Origin of the sequence: Pseudomonas sp. B14(2022) (genome assembly GCF_012030485.1) — a bacterium.
GTDB lineage: Bacteria > Pseudomonadota > Gammaproteobacteria > Pseudomonadales > Pseudomonadaceae > Aquipseudomonas.
The window spans coordinates 235,979-257,911 of sequence record NZ_JAAUVM010000005.1; the positions used below are offsets into that span (position 1 = coordinate 235,979).

At 61.1% G+C, this 21,933-nt stretch carries 20 protein-coding genes; 5 read left to right on the forward strand and 15 right to left on the reverse strand.

The genetic code is table 11. From position 1 onward, the window contains the following. Window positions 1–10 precede the first annotated feature (10 nt). The 5 genes from HCF10_RS10700 to HCF10_RS10720 all read right to left on the reverse strand — a co-directional run bounded on the left by HCF10_RS10700 (window position 11) and on the right by HCF10_RS10720 (window position 3,897). Window positions 11–691: a C39 family peptidase gene (locus HCF10_RS10700; protein ID WP_131696606.1), complete on the reverse strand. Its 681-nt coding sequence runs from the start codon at window positions 689–691 to the stop codon at window positions 11–13. A 61-nt stretch (window positions 692–752) separates the two neighbouring features. Continuing rightward, a complete protein-coding gene (locus tag HCF10_RS10705; protein ID WP_131696605.1) occupies window positions 753–1,502 on the reverse strand; it encodes a hypothetical protein in 750 nt (249 codons plus the stop codon). 67 nt (window positions 1,503–1,569) lie between these two features. Then, window positions 1,570–2,121, reverse strand: a complete 552-nt coding sequence (locus tag HCF10_RS10710; RefSeq protein WP_167655476.1) for an adhesin — start codon at window positions 2,119–2,121, stop codon at window positions 1,570–1,572. After that, window positions 2,121–2,570: a hypothetical protein gene (locus HCF10_RS10715; RefSeq protein WP_167655477.1), complete on the reverse strand. Its 450-nt coding sequence runs from the start codon at window positions 2,568–2,570 to the stop codon at window positions 2,121–2,123. Before HCF10_RS10715 ends, HCF10_RS10710 begins: the two co-directional genes overlap by 1 nt. Window positions 2,571–2,898: 328 nt before the next feature. Beyond that, window positions 2,899–3,897, reverse strand: a complete 999-nt coding sequence (locus HCF10_RS10720) for a FecR family protein (protein WP_131696602.1) — start codon at window positions 3,895–3,897, stop codon at window positions 2,899–2,901. A 142-nt stretch (window positions 3,898–4,039) separates the two neighbouring features. Here HCF10_RS10720 and HCF10_RS10725 point away from each other — a divergent pair, with 142 nt between their 5' ends. Beyond that, window positions 4,040–4,309 (forward strand): PepSY domain-containing protein, encoded by a 270-nt coding sequence (locus HCF10_RS10725; protein ID WP_025857288.1) that lies wholly within the window; start codon window positions 4,040–4,042, stop codon window positions 4,307–4,309. Between the two features lie 20 nt (window positions 4,310–4,329). Here the strand turns inward: HCF10_RS10725 and HCF10_RS10730 are convergent, their stop codons facing one another. After that, entirely contained in the window at window positions 4,330–9,492 is a 5,163-nt protein-coding gene (locus tag HCF10_RS10730; RefSeq protein ID WP_167655478.1) for a dermonecrotic toxin domain-containing protein, read from the reverse strand. 179 nt (window positions 9,493–9,671) lie between these two features. On the opposite strand from HCF10_RS10730, the gene HCF10_RS10735 reads away from it, so the two are divergent. Then, on the forward strand, window positions 9,672–10,706 hold the full coding sequence (locus HCF10_RS10735) for an Ldh family oxidoreductase (RefSeq protein ID WP_167655479.1): 1,035 nt from the start codon (window positions 9,672–9,674) through the stop codon (window positions 10,704–10,706). A gap of 86 nt (window positions 10,707–10,792) precedes the next feature. Here the strand turns inward: HCF10_RS10735 and HCF10_RS10740 are convergent, their stop codons facing one another. Continuing rightward, window positions 10,793–11,113, reverse strand: coding sequence for a DUF883 family protein (locus tag HCF10_RS10740; RefSeq protein WP_032887039.1), 321 nt, complete (start codon window positions 11,111–11,113; stop codon window positions 10,793–10,795). Window positions 11,114–11,277: 164 nt separating this feature from the next. On the opposite strand from HCF10_RS10740, the gene HCF10_RS10745 reads away from it, so the two are divergent. Then, a complete protein-coding gene (locus HCF10_RS10745; RefSeq protein WP_053135090.1) occupies window positions 11,278–11,532 on the forward strand; it encodes a hypothetical protein in 255 nt (84 codons plus the stop codon). On the opposite strand, the gene HCF10_RS10750 is transcribed toward HCF10_RS10745, so the two are convergent. Beyond that, window positions 11,504–12,424 carry a LysR family transcriptional regulator gene (locus HCF10_RS10750; protein ID WP_167655480.1) on the reverse strand — a complete coding sequence of 307 codons (921 nt, stop codon included), beginning with the start codon at window positions 12,422–12,424 and terminating at the stop codon, window positions 11,504–11,506. The two genes, HCF10_RS10745 and HCF10_RS10750, sit on opposite strands and share 29 nt — an antisense overlap. Window positions 12,425–12,515: 91 nt before the next feature. Here HCF10_RS10750 and HCF10_RS10755 point away from each other — a divergent pair, with 91 nt between their 5' ends. Beyond that, the gene (locus tag HCF10_RS10755; RefSeq protein WP_167655481.1) at window positions 12,516–13,442 is read left to right on the forward strand and encodes a carbon-nitrogen hydrolase family protein; all 927 of its coding nucleotides are present in this window, start codon (window positions 12,516–12,518) and stop codon (window positions 13,440–13,442) included. A gap of 28 nt (window positions 13,443–13,470) precedes the next feature. Here HCF10_RS10755 and HCF10_RS10760 read toward each other — a convergent pair whose 3' ends face one another. From HCF10_RS10760 to HCF10_RS10770, 3 genes are read right to left on the reverse strand one after another with little or no spacing between them, the layout of a single operon-like run. Next, window positions 13,471–14,022 (reverse strand): GNAT family N-acetyltransferase, encoded by a 552-nt coding sequence (locus HCF10_RS10760; RefSeq protein ID WP_167655482.1) that lies wholly within the window; start codon window positions 14,020–14,022, stop codon window positions 13,471–13,473. A 7-nt stretch (window positions 14,023–14,029) separates the two neighbouring features. Beyond that, window positions 14,030–14,491: an LEA type 2 family protein gene (locus HCF10_RS10765; protein WP_145337296.1), complete on the reverse strand. Its 462-nt coding sequence runs from the start codon at window positions 14,489–14,491 to the stop codon at window positions 14,030–14,032. 13 nt (window positions 14,492–14,504) lie between these two features. After that, the gene (locus HCF10_RS10770; RefSeq protein WP_167655483.1) at window positions 14,505–15,932 is read right to left on the reverse strand and encodes a nucleobase:cation symporter-2 family protein; all 1,428 of its coding nucleotides are present in this window, start codon (window positions 15,930–15,932) and stop codon (window positions 14,505–14,507) included. A 233-nt stretch (window positions 15,933–16,165) separates the two neighbouring features. Here HCF10_RS10770 and HCF10_RS10775 point away from each other — a divergent pair, with 233 nt between their 5' ends. Continuing rightward, on the forward strand, window positions 16,166–17,791 hold the full coding sequence (locus HCF10_RS10775) for a methyl-accepting chemotaxis protein (protein WP_167655484.1): 1,626 nt from the start codon (window positions 16,166–16,168) through the stop codon (window positions 17,789–17,791). A 54-nt stretch (window positions 17,792–17,845) separates the two neighbouring features. On the opposite strand, the gene HCF10_RS10780 is transcribed toward HCF10_RS10775, so the two are convergent. Genes HCF10_RS10780 through HCF10_RS10795 form a run of 4 tightly spaced genes read right to left on the reverse strand, consistent with a single transcriptional unit; the run spans window position 17,846 to window position 21,880 of the window. Beyond that, the gene (locus HCF10_RS10780) at window positions 17,846–18,823 is read right to left on the reverse strand and encodes an NAD(P)-dependent oxidoreductase (protein ID WP_167655485.1); all 978 of its coding nucleotides are present in this window, start codon (window positions 18,821–18,823) and stop codon (window positions 17,846–17,848) included. Further along, complete coding sequence (locus HCF10_RS10785) at window positions 18,820–20,118, reverse strand: MFS transporter (protein ID WP_167655486.1); 1,299 nt, start codon at window positions 20,116–20,118, stop codon at window positions 18,820–18,822. Before HCF10_RS10785 ends, HCF10_RS10780 begins: the two co-directional genes overlap by 4 nt. 45 nt (window positions 20,119–20,163) lie before the next feature. Beyond that, a complete protein-coding gene (locus HCF10_RS10790) occupies window positions 20,164–21,105 on the reverse strand; it encodes a sugar kinase (protein WP_167655487.1) in 942 nt (313 codons plus the stop codon). Beyond that, window positions 21,098–21,880 carry a sugar phosphate isomerase/epimerase family protein gene (locus HCF10_RS10795; RefSeq protein WP_131696590.1) on the reverse strand — a complete coding sequence of 261 codons (783 nt, stop codon included), beginning with the start codon at window positions 21,878–21,880 and terminating at the stop codon, window positions 21,098–21,100. Before HCF10_RS10795 ends, HCF10_RS10790 begins: the two co-directional genes overlap by 8 nt. Between the last annotated feature and the right edge of the window lie 53 nt (window positions 21,881–21,933).

Below are 21,933 nucleotides of genomic sequence, written 5' to 3' on the forward strand. Positions count from 1 at the left end.
ATTGCGCTTCTTAGAAGAAGTCGCTCTGGATAAAACCGAAATCCATCAGCTCGGCATCGCCTACGGGCCTGAATTCATTCATCTGGTTTTTGGCGGTCAGCGGTGTGGGCGGGTCGAGCAGGGCATTGGCCTTGTCATAACCTTCACCCAGCACGGCGAAGACGATGCCGTTCCAGCCCTTGACGAAGTCGTCATGCGAATAGCGCTTATGGCCTAGTACAGGGTCGCCGATATAGACCCAGTCCTTGTCGGCGCGCTGCATCACCACGAAGTGCTTGTAGCCACGAATTTCCAGCAGGACCACCACGGGGATCTTTACGGTGACCAGTGTTTCTGGCGCGATTTTGTAGCCCCGGGCACGCATGCCGATGCTTTCGAGGTAGCGCTTCATGTCCAGCATGGAAAACCCCTGGGTACGTACCAGGTCCTGGTCTGCATTGACCAGCATGCCTTTGATGACGTGATCTTCGTCTACGTCCAGCCAATAACCCTGGCGCAGGATGGTGGCGAGTGCCGCAGCACCGCAGCTGAAATCGGTTTTCTGTTCCACCAGGTTGGCGAACCGGCGCTCACGAATACTCTCGACCTTCTTGTAGATTACTGTACCGCCAGGCAGGGCGGAGATCGCCATGGTGCCTGCCCAGGTCGGGCCGGTGAGCAGCATCAGGAGGGTGAGGGTCGCGAGGCGCATGATCATGTGACCTGCTGGACACTGGAATAAAAAAGGGCCTTGTTGCCAAGGCCCCGTTGGATCAGAAGCGCACGCCGCTGGCGCAGACGCTGCAACCTTGACCGATCGACAGGCTGTTGCTGCCTTGGTTGCCCGAGCCGGACTGCAGGTTCACACCTACGTTGCCGGAGTTGCGGTTAACCGAGTTGTCGAGGCTGGAGTTGTTGGACACGTATTGGGCTTTGCTGCCATGACCATACCCGTAGCTGGTAGCGGCAGCGTTCAGGTAGCTGTTGGCGAGCGAGTTTTGCTCGGTGTTGGCGGCCGCTGCGATGTTTTTGCCATCAGCCGTGGTGATTGCCAGGTTGTTTTTACCCTGGTTGCCTTGACCGGCCTGGCCGTTGTAACCCAGGTTGCCGGAGTTACCGTTAGCCGAGCCATCCAACGAGGCGTTGTTTTGGGTGCCTTTGTTGACGAAGTTGTTCAGCCCGCTGTTTTGATTGACATCGACGACAGCGAATACGGTTGCAAAGTCACCTTTGGCGCTGGAGATGGCGCCGGAGTTGTCTGCCTGGTTACCGCTGCCCGACTGGACGTTAACACCGGTGTTGCCGCTGTTGCCGTTTACCGAGTCATCGGCAGAGGCATTGTTTTCGGTCTTGGTGTCGTCAAACTTATTGCCGACGCTGTTTTGTACATCGGTCACGACAGAGGCGACAACCCCGGTTGGTTGAGGCGCAGGGTGCCAGCCACCACCATTTGCTTGAGCAGCAGCAGCCATGAGTGCAGCCAGAGCGAAAACCAGTGGTTTCAGAGCCATTTGAGGTTTCATGGTGTTTCTCCTTGCTTCTAATTAGTTGGTTAAGTGTTGGTACGGTCTAACGAGTGCTACCAAGCGTTTACTTGATAGTGATGCCCAGGGTGTTAGCCACTCGGTTCCCCACCCCTGCACTCTGGTTCACCTGAATCACTCCTCGGCTGCCTGTGAAGGCCTGGTCGCTTGTAACGACAAGGCGGCTGCCAGTGGTGGGGGTGAGCCCTGAGTCGGTTGCCAGCGTCGTGGTGTTCTGTTGCAACAGGACGCTGTCATCAATGCTTTGCGGGCCAGGGTTGATGCTGATCCGCACGGCATTGATTGTTTGGTTATTGGCGCCGGCCGACTGGTTGATGCCCAGTACACCGTTGCCATTGGTAAAAGAGCTGCCCTGGATCGCCGCCTTGGCGTTCAGGGACGGGTCGACACTGCCATCGAGGCGCTGGATGTTGACGTTGGTGGCCTGGCCGCCGAGCGCGATGGCGCGGCTGTTGGACATTTGTTGCTGGTTGCCGGCCGCCTGGTTGATCGACACGACACCCTCGTATTGTTGGCCGCTGTTGTTGATCACTGCCGTGTCGTCGGCGAATGCCGGGGCGCTGGCCAACAGGGCGAGAACGAGCAGGGAACGATTCATTACTTGCCCCCCAGCATGCTGCCGATGTTGTTCAACGGCGCCATGCCGCGCTGGACCGAGTCGCTGATCTGCCCGCCCATGCTGCTGCCCGCACCGTGGCCGGCGGCAGAGCCGGCCCCCAGGGTGGACATGCTGCTTTGTGTGGCATGCAGGCCGGTCAAGGTGCCGTTGGTCTGAACTGCGCGGACGATGCTTGAGCCGCTGCTGACGCCGCCGATATCCCTATCACTGAGCTCGCCAGTGGCACCGATGATTTCCCGGCTGGGATTGGCGTTGGCAGTGGAGGGGTAGGGGTCTTTACCGAAGGCGGCGCGGCCGTACATATGAGCCTGTACGTTGCGCCCTGTCACGATCACGCCATCATCTGCAAAGCTTGGAGTACTGATGCCGGCGCTGAGTACACAGCTGATCAGCAGTACGTTCATCGAACCTTGAGTGAGTGTGGCCACGGCGGCATTCCTTATTCGTCGCGCTGACCCTAAACAGCGCTGTAAGGGATAGAGCAGAAGCCGTGCCGCTTTTTATTTACTGTTGTTATTCAATGGGTTGGAGTTATTTGTGGGCAAACTGATGTCAGTGCTGTTTCATCGCTGAGACACCTGCCGTCCAGGCACACACACACAGCGCCGTACCACAAACGATTCACCCCGCTGTATCGGCGCTGTAACACTGCGTATGACAAAACGAAGAATCCGCACAACACGGGCGATCCAGGGAAGTCGAGTGTTTCAAAAATGGACACTTCAGGCGCAACGACGCCCGGGCTGGGGGGCAGGCTCAGCCTTTGGGGGGGGTACGCGGGATGGAATTGAGTACAGGGTTGCCATCCTGGTTCTGGGTCAGATAGACCGGCAAAACCTTGGGCAACGAGGGGATGAGGTTATTCACCTCGGTGATGTTGTAGATGCCGCCGATCCGAATCGTCCCGGTGTTGGCGTCTGCCAGCATCACCGGTTTGTTCAGGTAGCGGTTGATCAACGGCAACGCATCGACCAAGGCCAGATTGTCGAGCACCAGCTTGCCCTGGCGCCAGGCCAGGGCGGTGTCATTGGCGGTGATTGCCTGTATGCGCGGCGTTGCATCGCCCTGTTGGTAGCTGGCCTGCATGCCCGGCCTCAGGGGTACGCTGCCGTGTAACGAGTCGCTGGCAATCTGCACCGAGCCTTCGAGCAACATCACCCGCACCTGGTCTTCATACTTCCAGACGTTGAACTGGGTGCCCGTGACGCGCACCTGGCCTAAGCCTGCGTGCACGATAAACGGGTGTGCGCTGTCATGGCTGACCTTGAAGAACGCCTCGCCCTTTTTCAGCGTGACGCGGCGCTGATCCTTGTAGTTGCTGTAGACCAGTTCGGTGCCCAGGTTGAGCTCCACCTCGCTGCCATCGCCCAGGGTGACGTGGCGCAAGCCATTGGCGGCCTGGAAACGTTCATAGGAACTCGGCAACCAGCCGGCTTCCCAGCCTGTAAACGCGACCAGAGGCAAGGCGGTCAGGCAGATCGCCGCCGCTACCGCGTAGGTGCGCAAGCGGCTGCGTGGCTTCTTGAAGGGCACCACCAACGCCGGGGTTTCGTGGCGGGGCAGGTGGTCGGCGACGTCCCAGATTTCCAGCATCGCTGCGTATTCAAAGGCGTGCAGCGGGTGGGAATCATGCCATTGCGCAAAAGCCTGACGCTCACCTGGGGTGCAATCACTTGCGTGCAGGCGCATGCACCAATGCGCGGCGGCGTCGGTGATGGCGTCATATTCGGCTTCTGAAAGGGACTTTTCGCTCATTAACTCATCCTGATTTCGCACATTCTAACCTCCTGAGGTGGACCGCGAGAACAGGCGTCATGGCGATTGCACATCAATTGGAACTTATTCTTGTTTGGCGCGACCTAAAAAATTCAGGACATTCCCACAATGGAGTACGAATATGCTGAAGAAAACCTTAGTCGCCCTGTGTGCAACCACCGCGCTGCTCAGTGCAGGCGCCGCTCTGGCCGATAAGCCCGGTGCGGGCTGGATCACCATTGAAAAGGCGATTGAAGTGGCGAAGACCAAGGCCGGCTACATCGAAGTCTATGCAGCCGAAGCCGATGACAACGGCTATTGGGAAGTCAAAGGCCGCAAGTCTGACGGCACCGTGTATGAAGCGCGCATCGATGGGGCTTCGGGCAATATCCTGCGTGACCAGAAAGACTGATAGACCCGCCGGGAGCCTGTTCAGGCTCCCGCATCCAGTTCCCGGCCGAGTTGACTGATCAGGTAAGTGACGGAATCGGCATTGGCCAGAATCGTGTCGATACGCTTGTCGGCGTTGCTCATGAACATTGACCGTGCGTCATCGAGGGTCCGGCAGCCGGTGGTGCTGAGGACTTTATCCTTCAGATCCGACGTCACGTGGCTGCTGCCGAAGTCCTCCCATTCCTGGGTGAACTCGTCCCATGTCTTGAACAACAGGGTGGCGGGCGTCAGGGTCGACAGTGCGGTATCACGCAAGTTGCCAAGGTCGGTCTGCATCAGCTGGGCGCCGCGAATCTTTACGTTAATCAGGTCATGGAACGGTCGCATGGTGTCCAGATACGCCAGGTCTTCGGTCAAGGACTTGATGTGCGTGATTTCATGAATCAACACCGTTGCCCGTGCATGGGCCGAGAGGTTGAATGGGGTGTTCAATCGGTTTTGGTAGATATCCATGTGCGGATCAAAAAAACGGTCCAGCAAGTAGATCTTCTGCTCCGCATCATCGGGCAGCACAAAGGCAAATGTATCCTGTTGGCTGTAGCGGCGCGTGCCGCTGACAAACCGCCGAGAGTCCGGGCTGATCAGGGTGTGATTGGTCAATTCATCGAGCACCTCGTCGACGCGCCGCTCGACTCGTTGCACCTGATCGGACGTCAGCGTGACAACCCCGAATAACTCACTGAAAAACCGCCCCGGCCGGCTGTTGGGCTTCAGGTGTGTGGCAAAGTGCAGGAGGTTGCGCTTGCAGGTGACCGCATAGTACGTCGCAACATTGAGTGCTTCATCAATGCACTGGGCTTTCCAACTGGATAACGCGGCAATTTCCCGCATGCCTACGGCTTCGATATTGATGGTGTCCCGTTCGGCTGCCCGGGTTTTGGCCCTGCCTGCGTAGCGACTCAAGGTCTTGCCGTAGCGCGGGTGGTGCCGGCCGAGGTCCAGCGTCCATGCGCCTTGGGCATTGCGTTGCACATAAGGGCCATGCAGTTCGTCATTGCTCACGCGCCAGTGTTCACCGGCTTTTTTCACCGGGTACACCTTGCCTGCCAACGGCACGAAATGACCGCTGCCAGTCTTGTCGCTGTACAGGCGGCTCTGTGCGTCTTGCTCCAGATCCTTCAAGGCAATTGCGTGGTTTTCAAAGGCTTGCAATCGGGTGCGGGCAGGGGCGGTCAGGTCCAGGTCGGCCAGTGTGGCGGCGGCCGGCGCAGGGGCTTGCAGCCATTGCTCCAGTGGAACTTGCTCCTCAGTTGAGGCGGTCTGCGGCAGGAGTTTGTCCAGCTCCTTGCGCAAGGAGGCCAGCTCGGCCACACCGCCGATAAAGGTTTTGAGCGCGTGTTGCCAGCGGTGTCGCTGCAGGTCTTCAGCCGAGGCCAGGAACAGTTTGTGGCTGCGCCACACGGCCAGCGGGTACGCCAGTTTGCCGGCCATGAACTGCAATCCTTTAGGGATATCTTCGGTGAACAGGCTGGTGGCTGCGTTCCACTGCACCTTGCCCGACGGAGAGAACTGACTGGCCAACATCTGAAGCAGCATCTCGAGGTTGTCCTCAAACAGCTGGCTCAACAGGTTGCCGGTAATGGGCGAGGCGCCGAGTTGGATTTCCGAGTGCCCCTGGCTCCAGCGTTGGCCCAGCAAATTGCGGTAAGTGGCCTGATGAGGGGCTGGCATCCGGCCGATTACCCAGTCCTGCAGCGCACCGGCGGTGGTGAACTCATTGAGTAGCGCCGCCTCATTGGCGTACTCCTTTAATAAATGCTTGGGACTGTAGGGCGCATACAGGATCAGGGGGCCGGACGCGCCCGCTTTGGGACCGATCAGGTAGCAGCCCAGTGCCTTGACCTGGGCTGCGCCCGCAGTGGCGATCAGTTCAAGGGGCCGTATGATCGCCGTCGCGCCAGCCACGGCGGCACGCGCCACGGCATCTGGCATGTCGAATACTTGCTGGACGAAGCTCCAGGCTGATGCGGATAGCCGCTCCTGCAGTGTTTGTTCATGAGCGTATTGCAGCAATTGCCAGGGCAACTGCCGGCAGAACAATTGGCGGCGCTCACGGGCGTCTTCGGTCTGACCTTTGAGGCGCGTGGTTAGCCGTGTCTGGTAAAGGCTTTTCAAGTCCAGTTGGCGAACCAGTTGCACCACCGCATTGCCGTCCAGTGCGGCAGGCAAAGGCGTCGCTGTGCGCGATTGTGGCCGGATGTCTTCGGCGCGTAGATCAGGCAGGTGTCGCAGGGCGAAATCCGTCAGGGTTTCAGCGTGCCCCTCCAGGTCGATACGGCCGGGAATCAGAACGGTGTCCGGGTTGACGATTTGCCCGGCAAAACGCGCATCGAGCAGGGTCGAAAGGGTGCGTTTGGCCAGTTCGCGCATGGGCGTGATGCCGTGCAGGTAGTCACGCTCGTCCGCGCTGTTGACGCGATACTGCTCGAGCAATTCGGCCTGCAGGATCTGTTCATGGGGCAGTGCCATGCCCAGCCACACAGGCAGTGCTTGCTGCTGGACCATGGCGCGCGCGATGGCAATGGCCCTGGGCAGGTTGGTCGGTGGTGCCTGGCGGATAAAGCTGTCCATGCAGTCCTGAAACCGCCGGGCGCTCAACTTCATCGAGAGTAGATGCTCAATCGCGTCACGCATGAAGTCGCTGTAGGACTGTTGGCGGTTGTGCAGCAGGTGGTCGTCGATCCGACGCAGGGGGCCGAGCTGACAGGCCTGATGGGGCGCGCGCGTGGAAACCGGCAAATTCTCCATCAGCGGCAACCGCCCGAAGGGGTCTTGTAAACGTTGTTTCAGGGCTTCGCACAGCACCTTGATCGACGCAAATGCCTCATAGCCGCAACGGGGTGTCCACAGCAGTGCCACCCCTGAATGGTCCGGGTCTATGCCGCCGCGTTCAGTCAGCACAAAGCAGTTGGCCAGGGCCTGGGGGATGGTGTCAGTGCCGATCTTGAGGGTCAGGCCAAACGCATCCGGGATGAAGCCGTTGAGGCCTCGGCGGGTCAGGCGGGTCAGGCTGTCGGCATGCAGGACGCTGTCCAGCAGTGCGAGACCGGGGTGCGACAAGCTTTTGTCCAGCCGCCTCAGTCGCGCTTCGCCGCTCAGCCCCTGCAGCATCCCATCGCTGAGGTGGGCCCGGTTATTGTCCAGAAACAGATGTGGCAGCCCACGCAAGTCGCGTTCTGCAAAGGTGGTCAGGACCTGCTCGATAACCGCATTGAAGCCAGCAGTTGTCAGGTTTTGCAGCTTGTTGGCGACGCCCGCGCTGCGCCTGCCATAAAACCCGCTCAGGGACGAGTCCGTCAGCGCAATGGCTTGCTTGGCCAGGCGCGCAATAAAGTGCTCGACCATGCTGGAAGACCGTTGGGGCAAGCGCTCTTCGCGATCGCTGGCGTGTGTGGCATAGGTATTGATATAGACATCGTCGGCGTTCAGGTCCAGCCGGCGCTTGGCCAGTTCGGCGTCCAGCGCATGGGCCGCCAGGTCGCGCAAGGTCGGCTGTTTGCTGCGTTCCAGCGCCATGGCCGCCTCGACGGCTTGCAGGCGCTGCAGGTGTGCCTTGGCCTTTTCGGCATGCACCGTGGACGGGCGGCCATTGCCAAGGGTAATGGGGTGGACGCTCCAGCGGCCGCCCGTTTCCAACGCCATCAAGCGGCTGTCGAGCATGGTGCGTACGTCCAGGGCACTGTCGAGCAGCGCGTCCAGGTCGATCTCCCCCGCGCTGCGCCGAAAAAGCCCCAGCGCGTACTCCAGGTTGTCGAACTGCTTGGCGAGAATGTCCTCAACCATTTCGAGAAATAGATCGCCAGCGACAGGGTTCCCGGTCACCTCAATGTGATCCATGCCGATAAACACACTGCGCTCGTCCAGCGACAGGAAATTGAGCAGCTCATCTTCATGCCCGGCGGTTTTGAGCATGGTCAGTAGGATGTCCTTGAGGTCATTCAGGTTCTCGAGCACCTGCAAGCCACGCGATTGGGTATACAGATACGCCTGGGCATTGCTGATCATCAGGGTGCCGCCCAGTTCGACGTAGTGTTGAAAAGGTGCGTGAACCCGCACTTTTTCTATATTCAACGGGCCGGCGAAGGCCATACGCGAAGCGTGGTCCGGAAGGAACAACGCCCGCAGTTTTTGACTTTCATCGGTGGACAGAACCCTGTCCTGGTGCTTGAGCAGCAGGTCGGTGCGGCACTTGTCACTCATGACCCGGGCGCAAAACTGCCGACGTGACTGCCCTGCGTTGAAGTCTTCATTCCAGTAGGTCTGCAACAGGCTGTTCAACAGCGTTGAAAGAATCCCGCTGGTTTGCTCGACCACGCTGTCCCAGCGTTGCAGGTCGTCGGCCAGTTGCGCCTGGGTAAAGGCGCGGGTGTCATGGCCGATGTTGAAAAAGGAGTGAGTCTGGCCCGCGGGCCAGGCATGGGAGACGTAAAACCGTAACAGCGCGTCGCGCAACGGTAGCGAGTCGACCCAGCGGCTGTGCTCTCCCACGGACGCGCGGCTGAAGAAATTCACCCGAGTGTCGGCCTGGTTCAGGCCGGGGAAATAGGTGCGGGCCATGATGCTGAGCAAGGTGTCGAGCATCCCATTGAGGCTGGGAAATTTGCGCAGCTCATCAAGCAGGGCCACTGCATTTTTTTGCTGACAGGCCAGGACGGTGTTCTTCTGGTCTTCCATCACGGCGCCTTCGATGACGCTCGCCGTCACCGTCAGGTGCACCGTCACCGGCAATGCGTCACGCTCGGCAATCGACAGAAATTGCAGCAGGTCGGTGCGCGAGCTCGGTTGCTTCAAACGCTCCTGCACTTCACTGAGCAGCGCGGTGCGGCTCTCGAATAACTCCAGCCCGCCATACGGGGTGTACAGCACGGCTTTGTTGTCGTCCGGGGTCGGGCTCATCATGAAGGCGCCGGCCATCGGGAGGGCGGCTTGGCCCGGTGCGTTGATCAACAGTCTTTCCACCCGCATCGGGTAGCGCTGCAGGGTCAGGTCCGTACGTGCCGTATGAGTGGCGTAGTACAGCGTATGCAGCCAATCGAGGTCCTTGACTGTGAACCCCAGTGCATGTTCCCGTGGCGTGGGTTGCTTGCGTCGGGTTGGCAGTAGGAACTCATCGAAAAAATACGGCGGGGTGATGGTCGCCAAGGTGTGCTCTCCGTTCAACAAAGGGGAATGGAGACCAGGGTAGGCGGCGCCGCGGCGTGTGTGGCGGTAGATAACTGGACCCGGCTTCAAGCGTCCGTTGACAGCAGGCACATGGGCCGTTGTTTAATCAACGGTCTGGATTCTTGTTGTCTCTTCCAATTATAAAATCGGAGCTACAGATGTCTGCCCAGTCCCCGATAGTTGAAAACGCTACAGCGCTCATCCGTTTCAACGACCTGGTGGGCTTGCTCCACGCCGTGTTTGTGAAGCACGGCACGTCGCCGGAAGTTGCCGCGATCCTGGCACGCAATTGCGCCAGTGCAGAGCGCGATGGCGCCCACAGCCACGGGGTTTTCCGTATCCCCGGTTACCTCAGCACACTGGCCAGTGGCTGGGTCGACGGCAAGGCTACACCGGTGGTCACGGATGTCGCGTCGGGTTTCGTGCGGGTGGATGCCGGCAATGGCTTCGCCCAGCCGGCCCTTGAGGCCGCGCGTCCGTTGCTGGTGGCCAAGGCACGCAGTGCCGGCATCGCGCTGCTGGCGATCCACAATTCCCATCACTTCGCCGCGTTGTGGCCCGATGTCGAACCTTTCGCCGAGGAGGGGTTGGTGGCGCTGAGCGTGGTCAATAGCATGACCTGCGTCGTGCCCCATGGCGCCGACCGCCCGTTGTTCGGTACCAACCCCATTGCCTTCGCGGCGCCGCGTGCCGATGGCGCCCCTATTGTTTTCGACCTGGCCACCAGCGCCATTGCCCACGGTGACGTGCAAATCGCTGCGCGCAAAGGCGAGCGCCTGCCGCCGGGCATGGGTGTTGACAGCCTTGGCCAGCCCACCACCGACCCCAAGGCCGTGCTGGAGGGCGGTGCGCTGCTGCCGTTTGGCGGGCACAAGGGCTCGGCGTTGTCGATGATGGTCGAGTTGCTGGCGGCGGCCCTGACGGGCGGCAACTTCTCTTTCGAGTTCAACTGGGCCGACCATCCTGGCGCGCGCACGCCCTGGACCGGCCAACTGCTGATTGTGATCGACCCGAGCAAAACCGCCGGGCAAAGCTTCGCCGAGCGCAGCCAGGAGTTGGTGCGGCAGATGCATGCGGCAGGGTTGCGGCGCTTGCCGGGGGATCGACGTCATCGCACGCGGGCGAAGTCGTTGGAGGCGGGGGTGGAGGTGGATCTGGAAGCATTGAACCAGCTGCGAGACTGGGCTACGTAGATGCTGTCTTATCCCGCTCCGCGCAAATACGCAGCTGCCTCGCTTGCACTCGGCAGCTGCGTACGCATGGAGCTATACGGAAGGTGTCAGTTACGGCGACCCAGCAGCAGGCCAACCACTAGGCCAAAGCCCGCGGAGATGGCCACGGTCTGCCATGGATGGCCGCCGATGTAGGTTTCGGTGGCATCGACCACCGGCTTGCTGCGCTCGCGCACGTTGGATACCGAATCCAATGCCTGCTTGAGTTTGATGGCGACCTGTTCGCGCAGGGTTTCGCCTTCTTCGCCCACCAGGGCAGCGCTGCTTTTGAGCAGCTTGTCCGATTCTTCGATCAGGGCCGTCAGTTCACTGAATGCTTGATCCTTGATTTGATCTTCAACAGCTTGGGCGGCAGTTTTGCGGGCCATGGGTGTGACTCCTTGCAGGTGAATGTGACAGTGAACAATGGAGTGCCGGGCGGCGGCAAAAGTTGCAGTTTTTTGTCGGGTCAGCACTGGCGAGCGAAATCCAAATCTGGAAAATTCGACCTACAGTGTAAGATGTCGTCTATTTGTGCAGCAGGAATTTTGACATGAGCTTCAATCTCGCCAACAAGACCCTCGCCGAACGCGCCGAGCTGGAAGATGAAAAGTCCCGCCTCTACGACCTGTGGCAAACCAACCTGGGTAAGGCCAAGGGCGAAGCCGCGCGCTTGTTCGGTGAGCGCGCCAAGCGCAAGGGCAAGTGGTCCGAATGGGTCCGCGCCGAACTCGACGGCATGTCGCCACCGGAGTTTTCCAACATGGTGCGCAGTGAAGTCAACAAACTGATGGCGGCGGCGAAGTAAAGCTGGCGGCAATCGCCTCGCGGACTTTAAGTAACATCGGGTCGAGCTGGGCCTGGGTTCGCCAACCCAGCTCCACGGGGTAGCGCGGCAGCGCCAGCGGGCAGGGCAGTACCCGCAGTCCGGTCATCTCGGCGATGGCCTGCGCCGCATGCCCGGGAATGGTCGCCACCGCCTGGCTGCCCTTGAGCAGAAACGGCAGCGCGGCAAAATGACTGGTCGAGGCGCACACCTGCCGGCTCAGCCCCTGCGCCGCCAACCCTTCGTCTGTAATGCCGATAAAACCGCCCGACGACACCAGCACATGCTCGCGGGTGACAAATTCATCCAGGCTGAGGCTTTCCTGGCCCGACGCCAAGCTGCGAGGGTCCACGACGCAGCGATAATCCCCCTCTCCCAATATCTGCCGACTCAACCGGCTTTGCGCAAAACCGCCCGCCGTAATCGCCAGGTCCAGGGTGCGGTCGAGCAGAGCGCCGGCAACGATCTGGCTGTGGGTCTGGCGGAAAATCACCCGCAGCTTCGGCAGACGTTGTGCGATGGCGTCCATCAGTCGGCGGCCATAGGCAATCTCGAAGTCGTCGGACAGGCCCACCACCACCGAGCGGCCTTGATAGTTCGGGTTGTCTGGATTGACCATCGCCAGGCTTTGCCGACAGCGCTCCAGCGCCTCGCTGATCACCGGTTTCAACTGGTTGGCCCGCAGCGTGGGCGCCAGGCCACGGCCGGTGCGCACAAACAGTTGGTCGCCATAGACGTCGCGTAAACGGCGCAAGCCTGCACTGATGGCCGACTGTGTAACACCCAGGCGCAACGCCGCGCGGCTGGCGCTGGACTCATCGTGCAGGGCTTCGAAGGTTTTCAGCAGGTTCAGGTCAACCTGGGCGATATTCATTTGGCTCATATCGTTCAGCACTGAGGTGGGCTTTATTCATGATCGAGCCTGGCGAGAGAATGGGCAACCCCCTTTATTTGGAGTGATCGTGATGCCAGTTTCCACTGTGGCGGCCCTGCAAATCGGTTCCCTGCCTGGCGGCAAGGCCGACACCCTGGCGAAAATTCTCGCCTATGAACACGAGATCCTGCGCAGCGGCGCGCAATTGGTGGTGATGCCCGAAGCGCTGCTAGGCGGCTATCCCAAGGGTGAAGGTTTTGGCACCCAATTGGGCTATCGCCTGCCCGAAGGCCGCGAAGCCTTTGCCCGCTATTTTGCCAACGCCATCGATGTGCCGGGCGCCGAGACCGAAGCCCTGGCCGGCTTGTCGGCACGTACCGGCGCCAGCCTGGTGCTGGGCGTGATCGAGCGCAGTGGCAGCAGCCTGTATTGCACCGTGCTGTATTTCGAACCGTCGGGCGGCCTGGTGGCCAAGCACCGCAAACTGATGCCCACCGGCACCGAGCGGCTGATCTGGGGCAAGGGTGACGGCTCGACCTTGCCGGTGATCGACGCGGCGGTAGGGCGTATCGGCGGCGCGGTGTGCTGGGAAAACATGATGCCGCTGCTGCGCACTGCGATGTACGCCAAGGGCGTCGAGGTGTGGTGCGCGCCGACGGTGGATGAACGCGAGATGTGGCAGGTGAGCATGCGCCATGTGGCGCATGAAGGGCGCTGCTTTGTGGTCAGTGCCTGCCAGGTGCAGGCCTCGCCTCAGGCGCTGGGCATCGAGGTCGCCAACTGGCCTTCGGAACGCCCGTTGATCGCCGGCGGCAGCGTGATTGTCGGCCCCATGGGCGACATCCTGGCAGGGCCGTTGCTGGGTGAGGTGGGGTTGTTGACCGCGCAGATCAACACCGATGACCTGGTGCGCGCGCGGTACGACTATGACGTGGTGGGGCATTACGCCCGGCCGGATGTGTTCGAACTGGTGGTGGATGAGCGCGCCAAGCCAGGCGTGCGCTATATCACCGACTGAACCACGGTCGAACTGTGGGAGGTGGCCCTCAGCGTTTGGGCGATTGGGTTTCCAGCCATTCCTCGCGGGTCATTTCCCAGATATCCCGCAGGAAAGTCCCTGCCACAAACTCACCTTCATCCGTCCTGATCAAACGCATGCCCGTACGCTCGGAAATCCGCCGTGAGCCCAGGTTGGGTGCGGCCTTGGGCACTCGCAGCACGGGGCGCTTGAGCACGCCGAACCAGTAGTCGGTCACCGCCGCGCTGGCTTCGGACATCAAACCTTGCCCCTGCCATTGCGGCCCTAGCCAGAACCCGCGGTTGTTATCCTGCTCGTCCATCAAGCTGACGTTACCAATCAACTGTTCAGGTGCGCTTTTCAGGCGCAGCGACCAATGCCATTCCTCGCCACGGGCCATGGCGGGTAGGGCGATGTGCTCCAGGTAGGTGCGCGCGCCGTCGGCCGGGTAGGGCCAGGGCACCAGGGCGTTGAGGTAACGCACCACGTCCCAGTGCGGAAATTGCTGCTGGATCCCTTCGGCATCGTCCAGGGTCAGCGGGCGCAGGATCAGGCGTTCGGTAAAGAGTGTCGGTTGCATGGTGTCATCACCAGGTCGCGGTATTCGGCAAGTCCAGCGTGCCACGGTCCACAAAGCGCATCGTACCGAACAGCCCACCCGCCAGTTTGCCCCGTAGCACATAGGGCAGGTTGTTCAAGCTCTGGGTCTGGCTCAGGCCCAAGGTCTGGCGCAGCACGGAAAACGCCGAAACACTCACCGGCACCACCAGCACGGTCTCGGAAAAACGTGGGATGCTTCCGCTCTGGTCACTCACTCCCGACGCCAGCGGCCGGCCGTTGACCTCCAGGTCCAGGGCCACGCCGTTGTAGTCGATCGCCGTTTCATTGGGGTTCTGCACCCGCAGCTTCACGGCGAAGCGCACTTCCAGGTCCTGGCTTTGCAGCGGCTCGATGCCCACCACATTGATATTCACCGGGTCGCGGTTGGGGAACAGCGCGCAGGCGCTCAAGCTCAGCAGCAACAGCGATAGAACCATGAGCTTGCGCATACAAAGGGTGCTCCTATTTCGTGACGTCCGGGTCCTGCATCACTTTGAGGGTAGAGGACTCCGGATCAAATTCATCTTCTTCCAGCTCTATGAACTCTTCCGGCAGGAAAATGTTCAGCAGGATTGCACAGAACGCACCCACGGTGATCGGCGATTCGAAGATGTTGTGCAGCGCCTTGGGCAGCTCGCGCAACACTTCCGGCACGGCGGCAACGCCCAGGCCCATGCCGAGGGAGATCGCCACGATCAGCACATTGCGGCGATGCAGCCCGGCTTCGGCGAGGATCTTGATGCCGGCCACGGCGACGGTCCCGAACATGATCAGGGTCGCGCCGCCCAGCACCGGCTTGGGCATCAGTTGCAGCACCGCGCCGATCATCGGGAACAGCCCCAGCAGCACCAGCAGGCCGGCAATGAAGTACGCCACGTAGCGGCTGGCCACGCCGGTCAACTGGATCACGCCGTTGTTCTGGGCGAACGTCACCATCGGCAGGCTGTTGAAGGTCGCGGCCATCGCCGAGTTGAGGCCGTCGGCCAACAGGCCCGACTTGATGCGCTTGATGTACAGCGGGCCCTTGACCGGCTGTTGGGAAATCATCGAGTTGGCCGTCAGGTCACCGGCCGCTTCCAGGGGCGAAATCAGGAAGATCACCGCGACCGGGATAAACGCCAGCCAGTCGAACGAGAAACCGTACTTGAACGGCACCGGCACGCTGATCAGCGGCACCTGGGGCAGTGCCGCCATATCGACGCGCCCCAGGCACCAGGCCACCACAAAACCCAAGGCCAGGCCGATCACGATCGAACCCAGGCGCAGGAACGGGTTATTGAAGCGGTTAAGCACCACGATGGTCAGCAGCACCAGGGCTGCCAGGCCCATGTTGCTCGCCGCGCCCAGGTCGCTGGCGCCAAAGCCGCCGGCCATGTCGGTGACGGCCACTTTGATCAGTGACAGGCCCATCAGGGTAATGATGGTGCCGGTAACCACCGGGGTGATCAGCTTGCGCAGCTTGCCGATGAACTGGCTGAACACCACTTCGATAAACGCTGCAAAAAAGCAGATGCCAAAGATCGTCGAGAGGATCTCATCGGTGCCGCCGCCCCGGGCCTTGACCATGAACCCCGCGCTGAGAATCACGCTGATAAACGAGAAACTGGTGCCTTGCAGGCACAGCAGCCCCGAACCAATGGGGCCGAACGTGCGTGCCTGGACGAAGGTGCCGAGCCCCGACACAAACAGCGCCATGCTCACCAGGTAGGGCACTTCGCTTTCCAGGCCGAGCACGCCACCGACGATCAGGGTGGGGGTGATGATGCCAACAAAACTGGCCAGCACATGCTGCAACGCGGCGAAGATCGCTGCGCTGAAATGCGGGCGATCTTCCAGGCCGTAGATCAGGTCGGATTTATAGCGGGGGCGGGGGGCATGAGCGTCAGACAAAATGATGGCTCGGGTCAGAAAAGGGAGGCGCAGGATGCCAGAAACTGCTCAGCGTCAGAAGTGTAAAAAAATATTTATAAAGACCCTGCATAAAACCTCGATTCCTGCCGATACTGCTTATAGGCCCACCTATCAAAAACAACAGTGATGGCCGAGGTCAGACAGTGCGTTGACGCTGGCTGGTCGTTTTGTGGCATGGGCGCGAGCCGCCACTCCATTTCGAGATCACCCCTATGTCACTCCGTCACTTGAACATCGCCCCTCGAGCTTCTCTCGGCTTCGCTTTCATCGCCCTGTTAGTGGTGGTGTTGGGCGGCTTCGCGGCCAACCGCATGACGTTGATGCGCCAAGCCTCGGTGGACATGAGCGCGAACCAACTGCCCAGCGTGACGTACCTGGGCCAGATGACGGAGAACGTCCTGCGCATGCGTATTCTGTCATTTAGAGTACTGGTCAACCGCGAGCCCGCCGCCCTGCAGGAAGCCGAAACGCGCATCGGCGTGCTGGTCGACAAGGTGAAGAAGGCCCAGGCCGGCTACGCGGCGTTACCTGCCGGTACTGAGGAAGCGGCGCTGTACAAGACATTTGTCAGCACCCTGGATAACTACTTCAAGGCCCAGGCGGACATGCTGACGTTGTCCAAGCAAGGCAACGTCGAGGAGATGCGCGCCCTGATCAATACCCGTGTCAAGGACGGTACTGACCAGATGGGCGAGCAGTTGAACAAGCTGATCGCGATCAATGCCGCCAACGCCAAGCAAGCCGACGACCACGCAGGGCAGAGCTACACCAGCGCCATCACCGGGATTATCGTGGTGTCGGTCACCGCTGCGCTGCTCACGGTGCTGCTGGCCTGGTTGCTGACCCGCAGCATTGTCACGCCTTTGCGTAAAGCTGTTCAGGTGGCTGAAACCATCGCAGGTGGCAACCTGACCAGCGTCATTGAAGATAATGGCAACGATGAACCCGCGCGCCTGATCAACGCCTTGTCGAGCATGCAAACCAACCTGCGCCAGACCATCCAGCACATTGCCGGTTCGGCCACGCAGCTGGCCTCGGCGGCTGAAGAGTTGAGCAACGTGACCGAGGAAGCGTCCCGGGGCCTGCAACAGCAGAACAATGAAATCGACCAGGCCGCCACGGCGGTCAACGAGATGACCGCTGCGGTGGAGGAAGTGGCGCGCAATGCAGTGTCCACCTCCGAGGCTTCCAACCAGTCCAACCAGGCCGCGCGCGAAGGCCGCGACCGTGTGGTGGAAACCGTCGGGGCGATCCAGACCATGACCCAGGACGTCCAAAACACCGCAGCGATGATCGAAGGCCTGGCCACCCAGGGCCGTGACATCGGCAAGGTGCTGGACGTGATCCGCGCGATTGCCGAACAAACCAACCTGTTGGCGCTCAACGCCGCCATCGAAGCGGCGCGCGCCGGTGAAGCCGGTCGCGGGTTCGCGGTGGTGGCTGACGAAGTGCGGGCCCTGGCCCATCGCACGGCGCAGTCGACCCAGGAAATCGAGAAAATGGTCGCCGGCATCCAGAATGGTACCGGTGAAGCCGTGCAGTCGATGCAACAGAGCAACCAGCGCACCCAAAACACCCTGGAATTGGCGCGTGCCGCCGGTGTGGCCCTGGAGCAGATCACCCAGTCCATCAGCCTGATCAACGAACGCAACCTGGTGATTGCCAGCGCGTCGGAAGAACAGGCCCAGGTCTCCCGCGAAGTGGACCGCAACCTGGTCAACATCCGCGACCTGGCGACTCAGTCGGCGGCGGGCGCCAACCAGACTACTGCAGCCAGCCATGAACTGTCGCGCCTGGCGGTGGATTTGAATGGGATGGTGGCCAGGTTCGTTATCTAAGTATTTGGAATACTGGCAAAAATGTGGGAGGGGCTTGCCCCCTCCCACATGTGTTTATTGCTTCCAAGCGCCTGGGTTGACCAGGTTCTTCGGTTTTTCACCTGCCAATGCCTGCAACAGATTATCCACCGCGCACTTGGCCATCGCCTCCCGCGTCTCATGGGTTGCGGAGCCGATATGCGGGGTCGCCACCACGTTGTTCAGACGCAGCAACGGTGAGCCTTGATCAAGCGGTTCCTTTTCGAACACGTCCAACCCCGCCGCCCGAATCGTACGTTGCTGCAAGGCGTCGACCAGCGCCGCCTCGTCCACCACTTTGCCCCGCGAGATATTGATAAAGATCGTCTCCGGGCCCATCAGCGCAAACTGCTCGGCGCCGATCAGCTTCTCGGTTTCGGCGGTCAGCGGCAGGGTCAGGCAGACAAAATCGGCCTGTTGCAGCAAGTCGTTAAGGCTGCGGTACTGCGCACCAAAGCGCTGTTCCACCGCCGGCTTGGGCGAGTGGCTGTGGTAGAGCACCGGCATGCCAAAGCCGAAATGCCCGCGCTGGGCCAAGGCTTCGCCGATGCGGCCCATGCCGATGATGCCCAGGGTCTTGCCATGCACGTCGCTGCCGAAGTGTGACGGGCCGATATTCTTGTTCCACTGGCCGGCGCGCACCATGTCCGCCAGCTCGACCACTCGGCGGGCGGTGGCGAGGATCAGCGCAAAGCCGGTGTCGGCGGTGGTTTCGGTGAGCACGTCCGGGGTGTTGCTGAGCAGGATGCCGCGTTGGGTCAGGTAGTCGATATCGTAGTTGTCGACCCCCACGGACACGCTGGCCACGGCCTCCAGGTGCGGCGCGAGATCCAGCAGCCTGGCATCCAGGCGCAGGCTGGCACCGAGCAGGCCGTGGGCGGTGGGCAGGGCGTCGCGCAGCTTGGCCAGGCCGGTCTCGTCCAGCGCTTCGATCAGCGTGACCTCGGCGTGTTCATGCAGGCGCGCCATCAGCGGTGCGGAGAGTTTCTTGTATAAAACCACAGATTTTTTCATTGAGTTTTTACCTTCAATTCGAGGGTAGGCAGCGGCGCGCGCTCACGGTCACTGGCGCCGGGCTTGAGGAAAATCGTCAGCACCACCGACAGCATCAGCGCGCCGCTCATCAGCAGGTACGAGGCGCCGGGCGAGCCGGTGCTGCTATTGAGGTAACCCACCAGGTACGAGCCGCCGAACGAGCCGAGGGCGCCCATGCTGTTGATCAGCGCCATGGCGCCACCGGCGACGTTGGCGGGGAGGATTTCCGGGACGATGGCAAAAAACGGCCCGTACGGCGCATACATGCAAGCCCCGGCAATCACCAGCAGGGTGTAGGACCACCAGAAGTGTTCGGCGCCCAACACGTAGGAGGCGTAGAAGGCGATGGAAGCAATCAGCAGTGGCGGCCACACGAAGCGCTTGCGCTTTTGCAGTTTGTCCGAGCCCCAGGACACCGCCAGCATGGCGATCACGGCGGCGAGATAGGGCAGGGCCGAGAGCCAGCCGGCTTCGACCATGTCCATCTGCAGGCCTTTCTTGAGGATTGACGGCAGCCACAAGACGAAGCCGTACACGCCGATGCTCCAGCAGAAAAACTGCAGCGCCAGGATGATCACCTTGGGCGAACGGAACGCTTCGGCGTAGTTCTTCACCGCCTTGATACCGACCTGTTCGGCGGCCAGCGCGCTTTCCAGGTCTTTTTTGTGCTGTTCGCTCAGCCACTTGGCGTCCGCGGGTTTTTCATCCGCCAGCTTCCACCAGATAAACGCCCAGAACACCGCCGGCAGGCCTTCGATGATAAACATCCAGCGCCAGCTGAAATGCTGCACGAGGTAGCCGGACACCACCGACATCCACAGCATGGTCACCGGGTTGCCGAGGATCAGGAAGGTATTGGCCCGCGAGCGCTCGGCACGGGTGAACCAGTGGCACAGGTACACCAGCATGGCCGGCATCACGGCGGCCTCGACCACGCCGAGCATGAAGCGAATGACGATCAGCATGTAGGCGTTGGACACCACGCCGGTCAGGGTAGCCAACCCACCCCAGAGGATCAGGCTGACGAAAATCAGCTTCTTGACGCTGCGCTTTTGCGCATAGATGGCGCCCGGCACCTGGAAGAAGAAGTAGCCAAGGAAAAACAGTGCACCCAGCAATGACGACATGCCGGGGGTGATCATCAGGTCTTCGGCCATCCCGGAGGCGGCGGCGAAGCCGTAGTTGGCGCGGTCCAGGTAGGCCAGGCTGTAGGTGATAAAGACGATGGGCATGATGTACCACCAACGGCGGGTGGCGAGTTTCACGGTTTCCATAAGGTTGCTCCTGAGCTTGTTGTAGTTGTGGCAACAGGGTGTGGGTCAAGCGACGGATCGGGTGGGTAATTCAGAGCGGGTGGGCAAACCTTCCATATCGCCGCGACTTTGCACGGCGCGGCTGCCGATCCAGTTGCCGCGTTGCACCGCCTCGGGGAAGCTGAGGTTTTCCAGTAGGGCGCTGATCATGCCCACGGCAAAGCCATCGCCGGCGCCAACGGTGTCCACCACCTTGTCCACGGGCACGGCGGCGACAAAGCCCTGGTTCAGCTGGGTGCGGAAGTAGGCGCCGTCAGGGCCGAGCTTGATCGCCACGGCTTCGGCGCCCTGGTCGAGGTAGAACGCGGCGATATCCGCCGGGTCGTCGAAACCGGTGAGCAGACGGCCTTCGCCCAGGCCCGGCAAGACCCAGTCGGCGAGGCTGGCGAGGGCGTTGATTTCGTCGATCATCTGCGCCTGGCTGGTCCATAGCGACGGACGCAGGTTAGGGTCGAACGACACGCTGCGCCCGGCTTTGCGCATCTGTGTCATCAACTCGCGGGACAACTCGCGGGTGGCCCCGGACAAGGCCGGCGGAATACCGGTGGCATGCAGATGGCGGGCCTGCAGCAGCGCAGGGCTGATGGCGGCCACGGACAACTGGCTGGCGGCCGAGCCCTTGCGGAAATACTCCACCTGCGGGTCATCGCCGGCTTCTTCGCGGGACTTGAGCTGAAAACCGGTGGGGTGCAGCGGATCGACCGCCACATGCCGGCAATCCAGGCCTTCTTTTTTCAGCGTGTCGACCACAAAGCGCCCGAGGGAATCATCGCCCACCCGGCTCAGCCAGGCGACGTTGAAGCCCAGGCGCGACAGGCCGATGGCGACATTACTGTCGGCGCCGGCAATGCGTTTGTGAAACTGCGCCACCTGGGCCAGGTCGCCGGTCTGCTCGGCGACAAACATCGCCATGGTTTCGCCAAACGACAGAATATCGATCTCAGACATGGGCATTCTCCCCACGAGGTTGGCCGAGGAGGGCGAGGGCCGCCACTTGTTGCGCAGTGACGTCGACCAGGTCATCGCCCTGCAGCGGAAATTCCACTGCCCGTGTAATGCCTTGAGTCATGTGCTTGAGCAGTTGTTCCCACAGATGCAGGTCGGTGGCGCCGGGCGGCAGCGCTACCAGCTTGCCGTCTGCGCGGCGCGCCACAGCCTTGCAGTGCAGGTAGTCGACGTGCCGGCCCAGCAGGCGTGCGGCGGTCAACGCGGATTGGTCCTGCCACTGCCAGTTGCCGATATCGAAGGTCATCTTGACCGGCAGGCCCAGGCGCTCGACTTCAGTGAAGAAGCGCTGCATCGGCTCAATGCGCCCGCCGTGCAGGGTCTGGTCGTTTTCCACCAAGAGCTTGACCGGGTGGCGGGCGAGCAGGGCGTGCAGGCTTTCCAGGTCATTGGTGTCGGTGAAATAGCCGAGGGAGACTTTCAGCCAGCGCGCACCAAAGGCCTGGGCACGGTCGAGGGTGGCGTTCAGTTCGGCATTCGGCTGGGCGCGGCCGGCGATCCACAATTCAAGCGGCGATGAAAATACGCACTCCAGGCCCTGTGCGGCGGCGGCCTGGGCCAATTCGGCGGGTTGCTCAACGGTCAGCAGTTCTTCGCGCCACTCGATGCGCTGGGCACCGGCGGCGGCCAGCAATTCGACAAAACTCAATTGGCCTTGCTGGCGGACCAGGTCGGCGCCGTAGCTGGAAAGGCTGATGGAAACGGGGTATTTGTGCATTGTTGTTTACCTCTGAAACCGGTTTCATTTTTTGACGTTGAATGTCCAGTCGA

What these genes read in the sequence shown, in the direction of transcription:
- HCF10_RS10700 (WP_131696606.1), bottom strand. Translation starts at nt 691, where the DNA reads ATGCGCCTCGCGACCCTCACCCTCCTGATGCTGCTCACCGGCCCGACC.
- HCF10_RS10705 (WP_131696605.1), bottom strand. Translation starts at nt 1,502, where the DNA reads ATGAAACCTCAAATGGCTCTGAAACCACTGGTTTTCGCTCTGGCTGCA.
- HCF10_RS10710 (WP_167655476.1), bottom strand. Translation starts at nt 2,121, where the DNA reads ATGAATCGTTCCCTGCTCGTTCTCGCCCTGTTGGCCAGCGCCCCGGCA.
- HCF10_RS10720 (WP_131696602.1), bottom strand. Translation starts at nt 3,897, where the DNA reads ATGAGCGAAAAGTCCCTTTCAGAAGCCGAATATGACGCCATCACCGAC.
- HCF10_RS10725 (WP_025857288.1), top strand. Translation starts at nt 4,040, where the DNA reads ATGCTGAAGAAAACCTTAGTCGCCCTGTGTGCAACCACCGCGCTGCTC.
- HCF10_RS10735 (WP_167655479.1), top strand. Translation starts at nt 9,672, where the DNA reads ATGTCTGCCCAGTCCCCGATAGTTGAAAACGCTACAGCGCTCATCCGT.
- HCF10_RS10740 (WP_032887039.1), bottom strand. Translation starts at nt 11,113, where the DNA reads ATGGCCCGCAAAACTGCCGCCCAAGCTGTTGAAGATCAAATCAAGGAT.
- HCF10_RS10745 (WP_053135090.1), top strand. Translation starts at nt 11,278, where the DNA reads ATGAGCTTCAATCTCGCCAACAAGACCCTCGCCGAACGCGCCGAGCTG.
- HCF10_RS10750 (WP_167655480.1), bottom strand. Translation starts at nt 12,424, where the DNA reads ATGAATATCGCCCAGGTTGACCTGAACCTGCTGAAAACCTTCGAAGCC.
- HCF10_RS10755 (WP_167655481.1), top strand. Translation starts at nt 12,516, where the DNA reads ATGCCAGTTTCCACTGTGGCGGCCCTGCAAATCGGTTCCCTGCCTGGC.
- HCF10_RS10760 (WP_167655482.1), bottom strand. Translation starts at nt 14,022, where the DNA reads ATGCAACCGACACTCTTTACCGAACGCCTGATCCTGCGCCCGCTGACC.
- HCF10_RS10765 (WP_145337296.1), bottom strand. Translation starts at nt 14,491, where the DNA reads ATGCGCAAGCTCATGGTTCTATCGCTGTTGCTGCTGAGCTTGAGCGCC.
- HCF10_RS10775 (WP_167655484.1), top strand. Translation starts at nt 16,166, where the DNA reads ATGTCACTCCGTCACTTGAACATCGCCCCTCGAGCTTCTCTCGGCTTC.
- HCF10_RS10780 (WP_167655485.1), bottom strand. Translation starts at nt 18,823, where the DNA reads ATGAAAAAATCTGTGGTTTTATACAAGAAACTCTCCGCACCGCTGATG.
- HCF10_RS10785 (WP_167655486.1), bottom strand. Translation starts at nt 20,118, where the DNA reads ATGGAAACCGTGAAACTCGCCACCCGCCGTTGGTGGTACATCATGCCC.
- HCF10_RS10790 (WP_167655487.1), bottom strand. Translation starts at nt 21,105, where the DNA reads ATGTCTGAGATCGATATTCTGTCGTTTGGCGAAACCATGGCGATGTTT.
- HCF10_RS10795 (WP_131696590.1), bottom strand. Translation starts at nt 21,880, where the DNA reads ATGCACAAATACCCCGTTTCCATCAGCCTTTCCAGCTACGGCGCCGAC.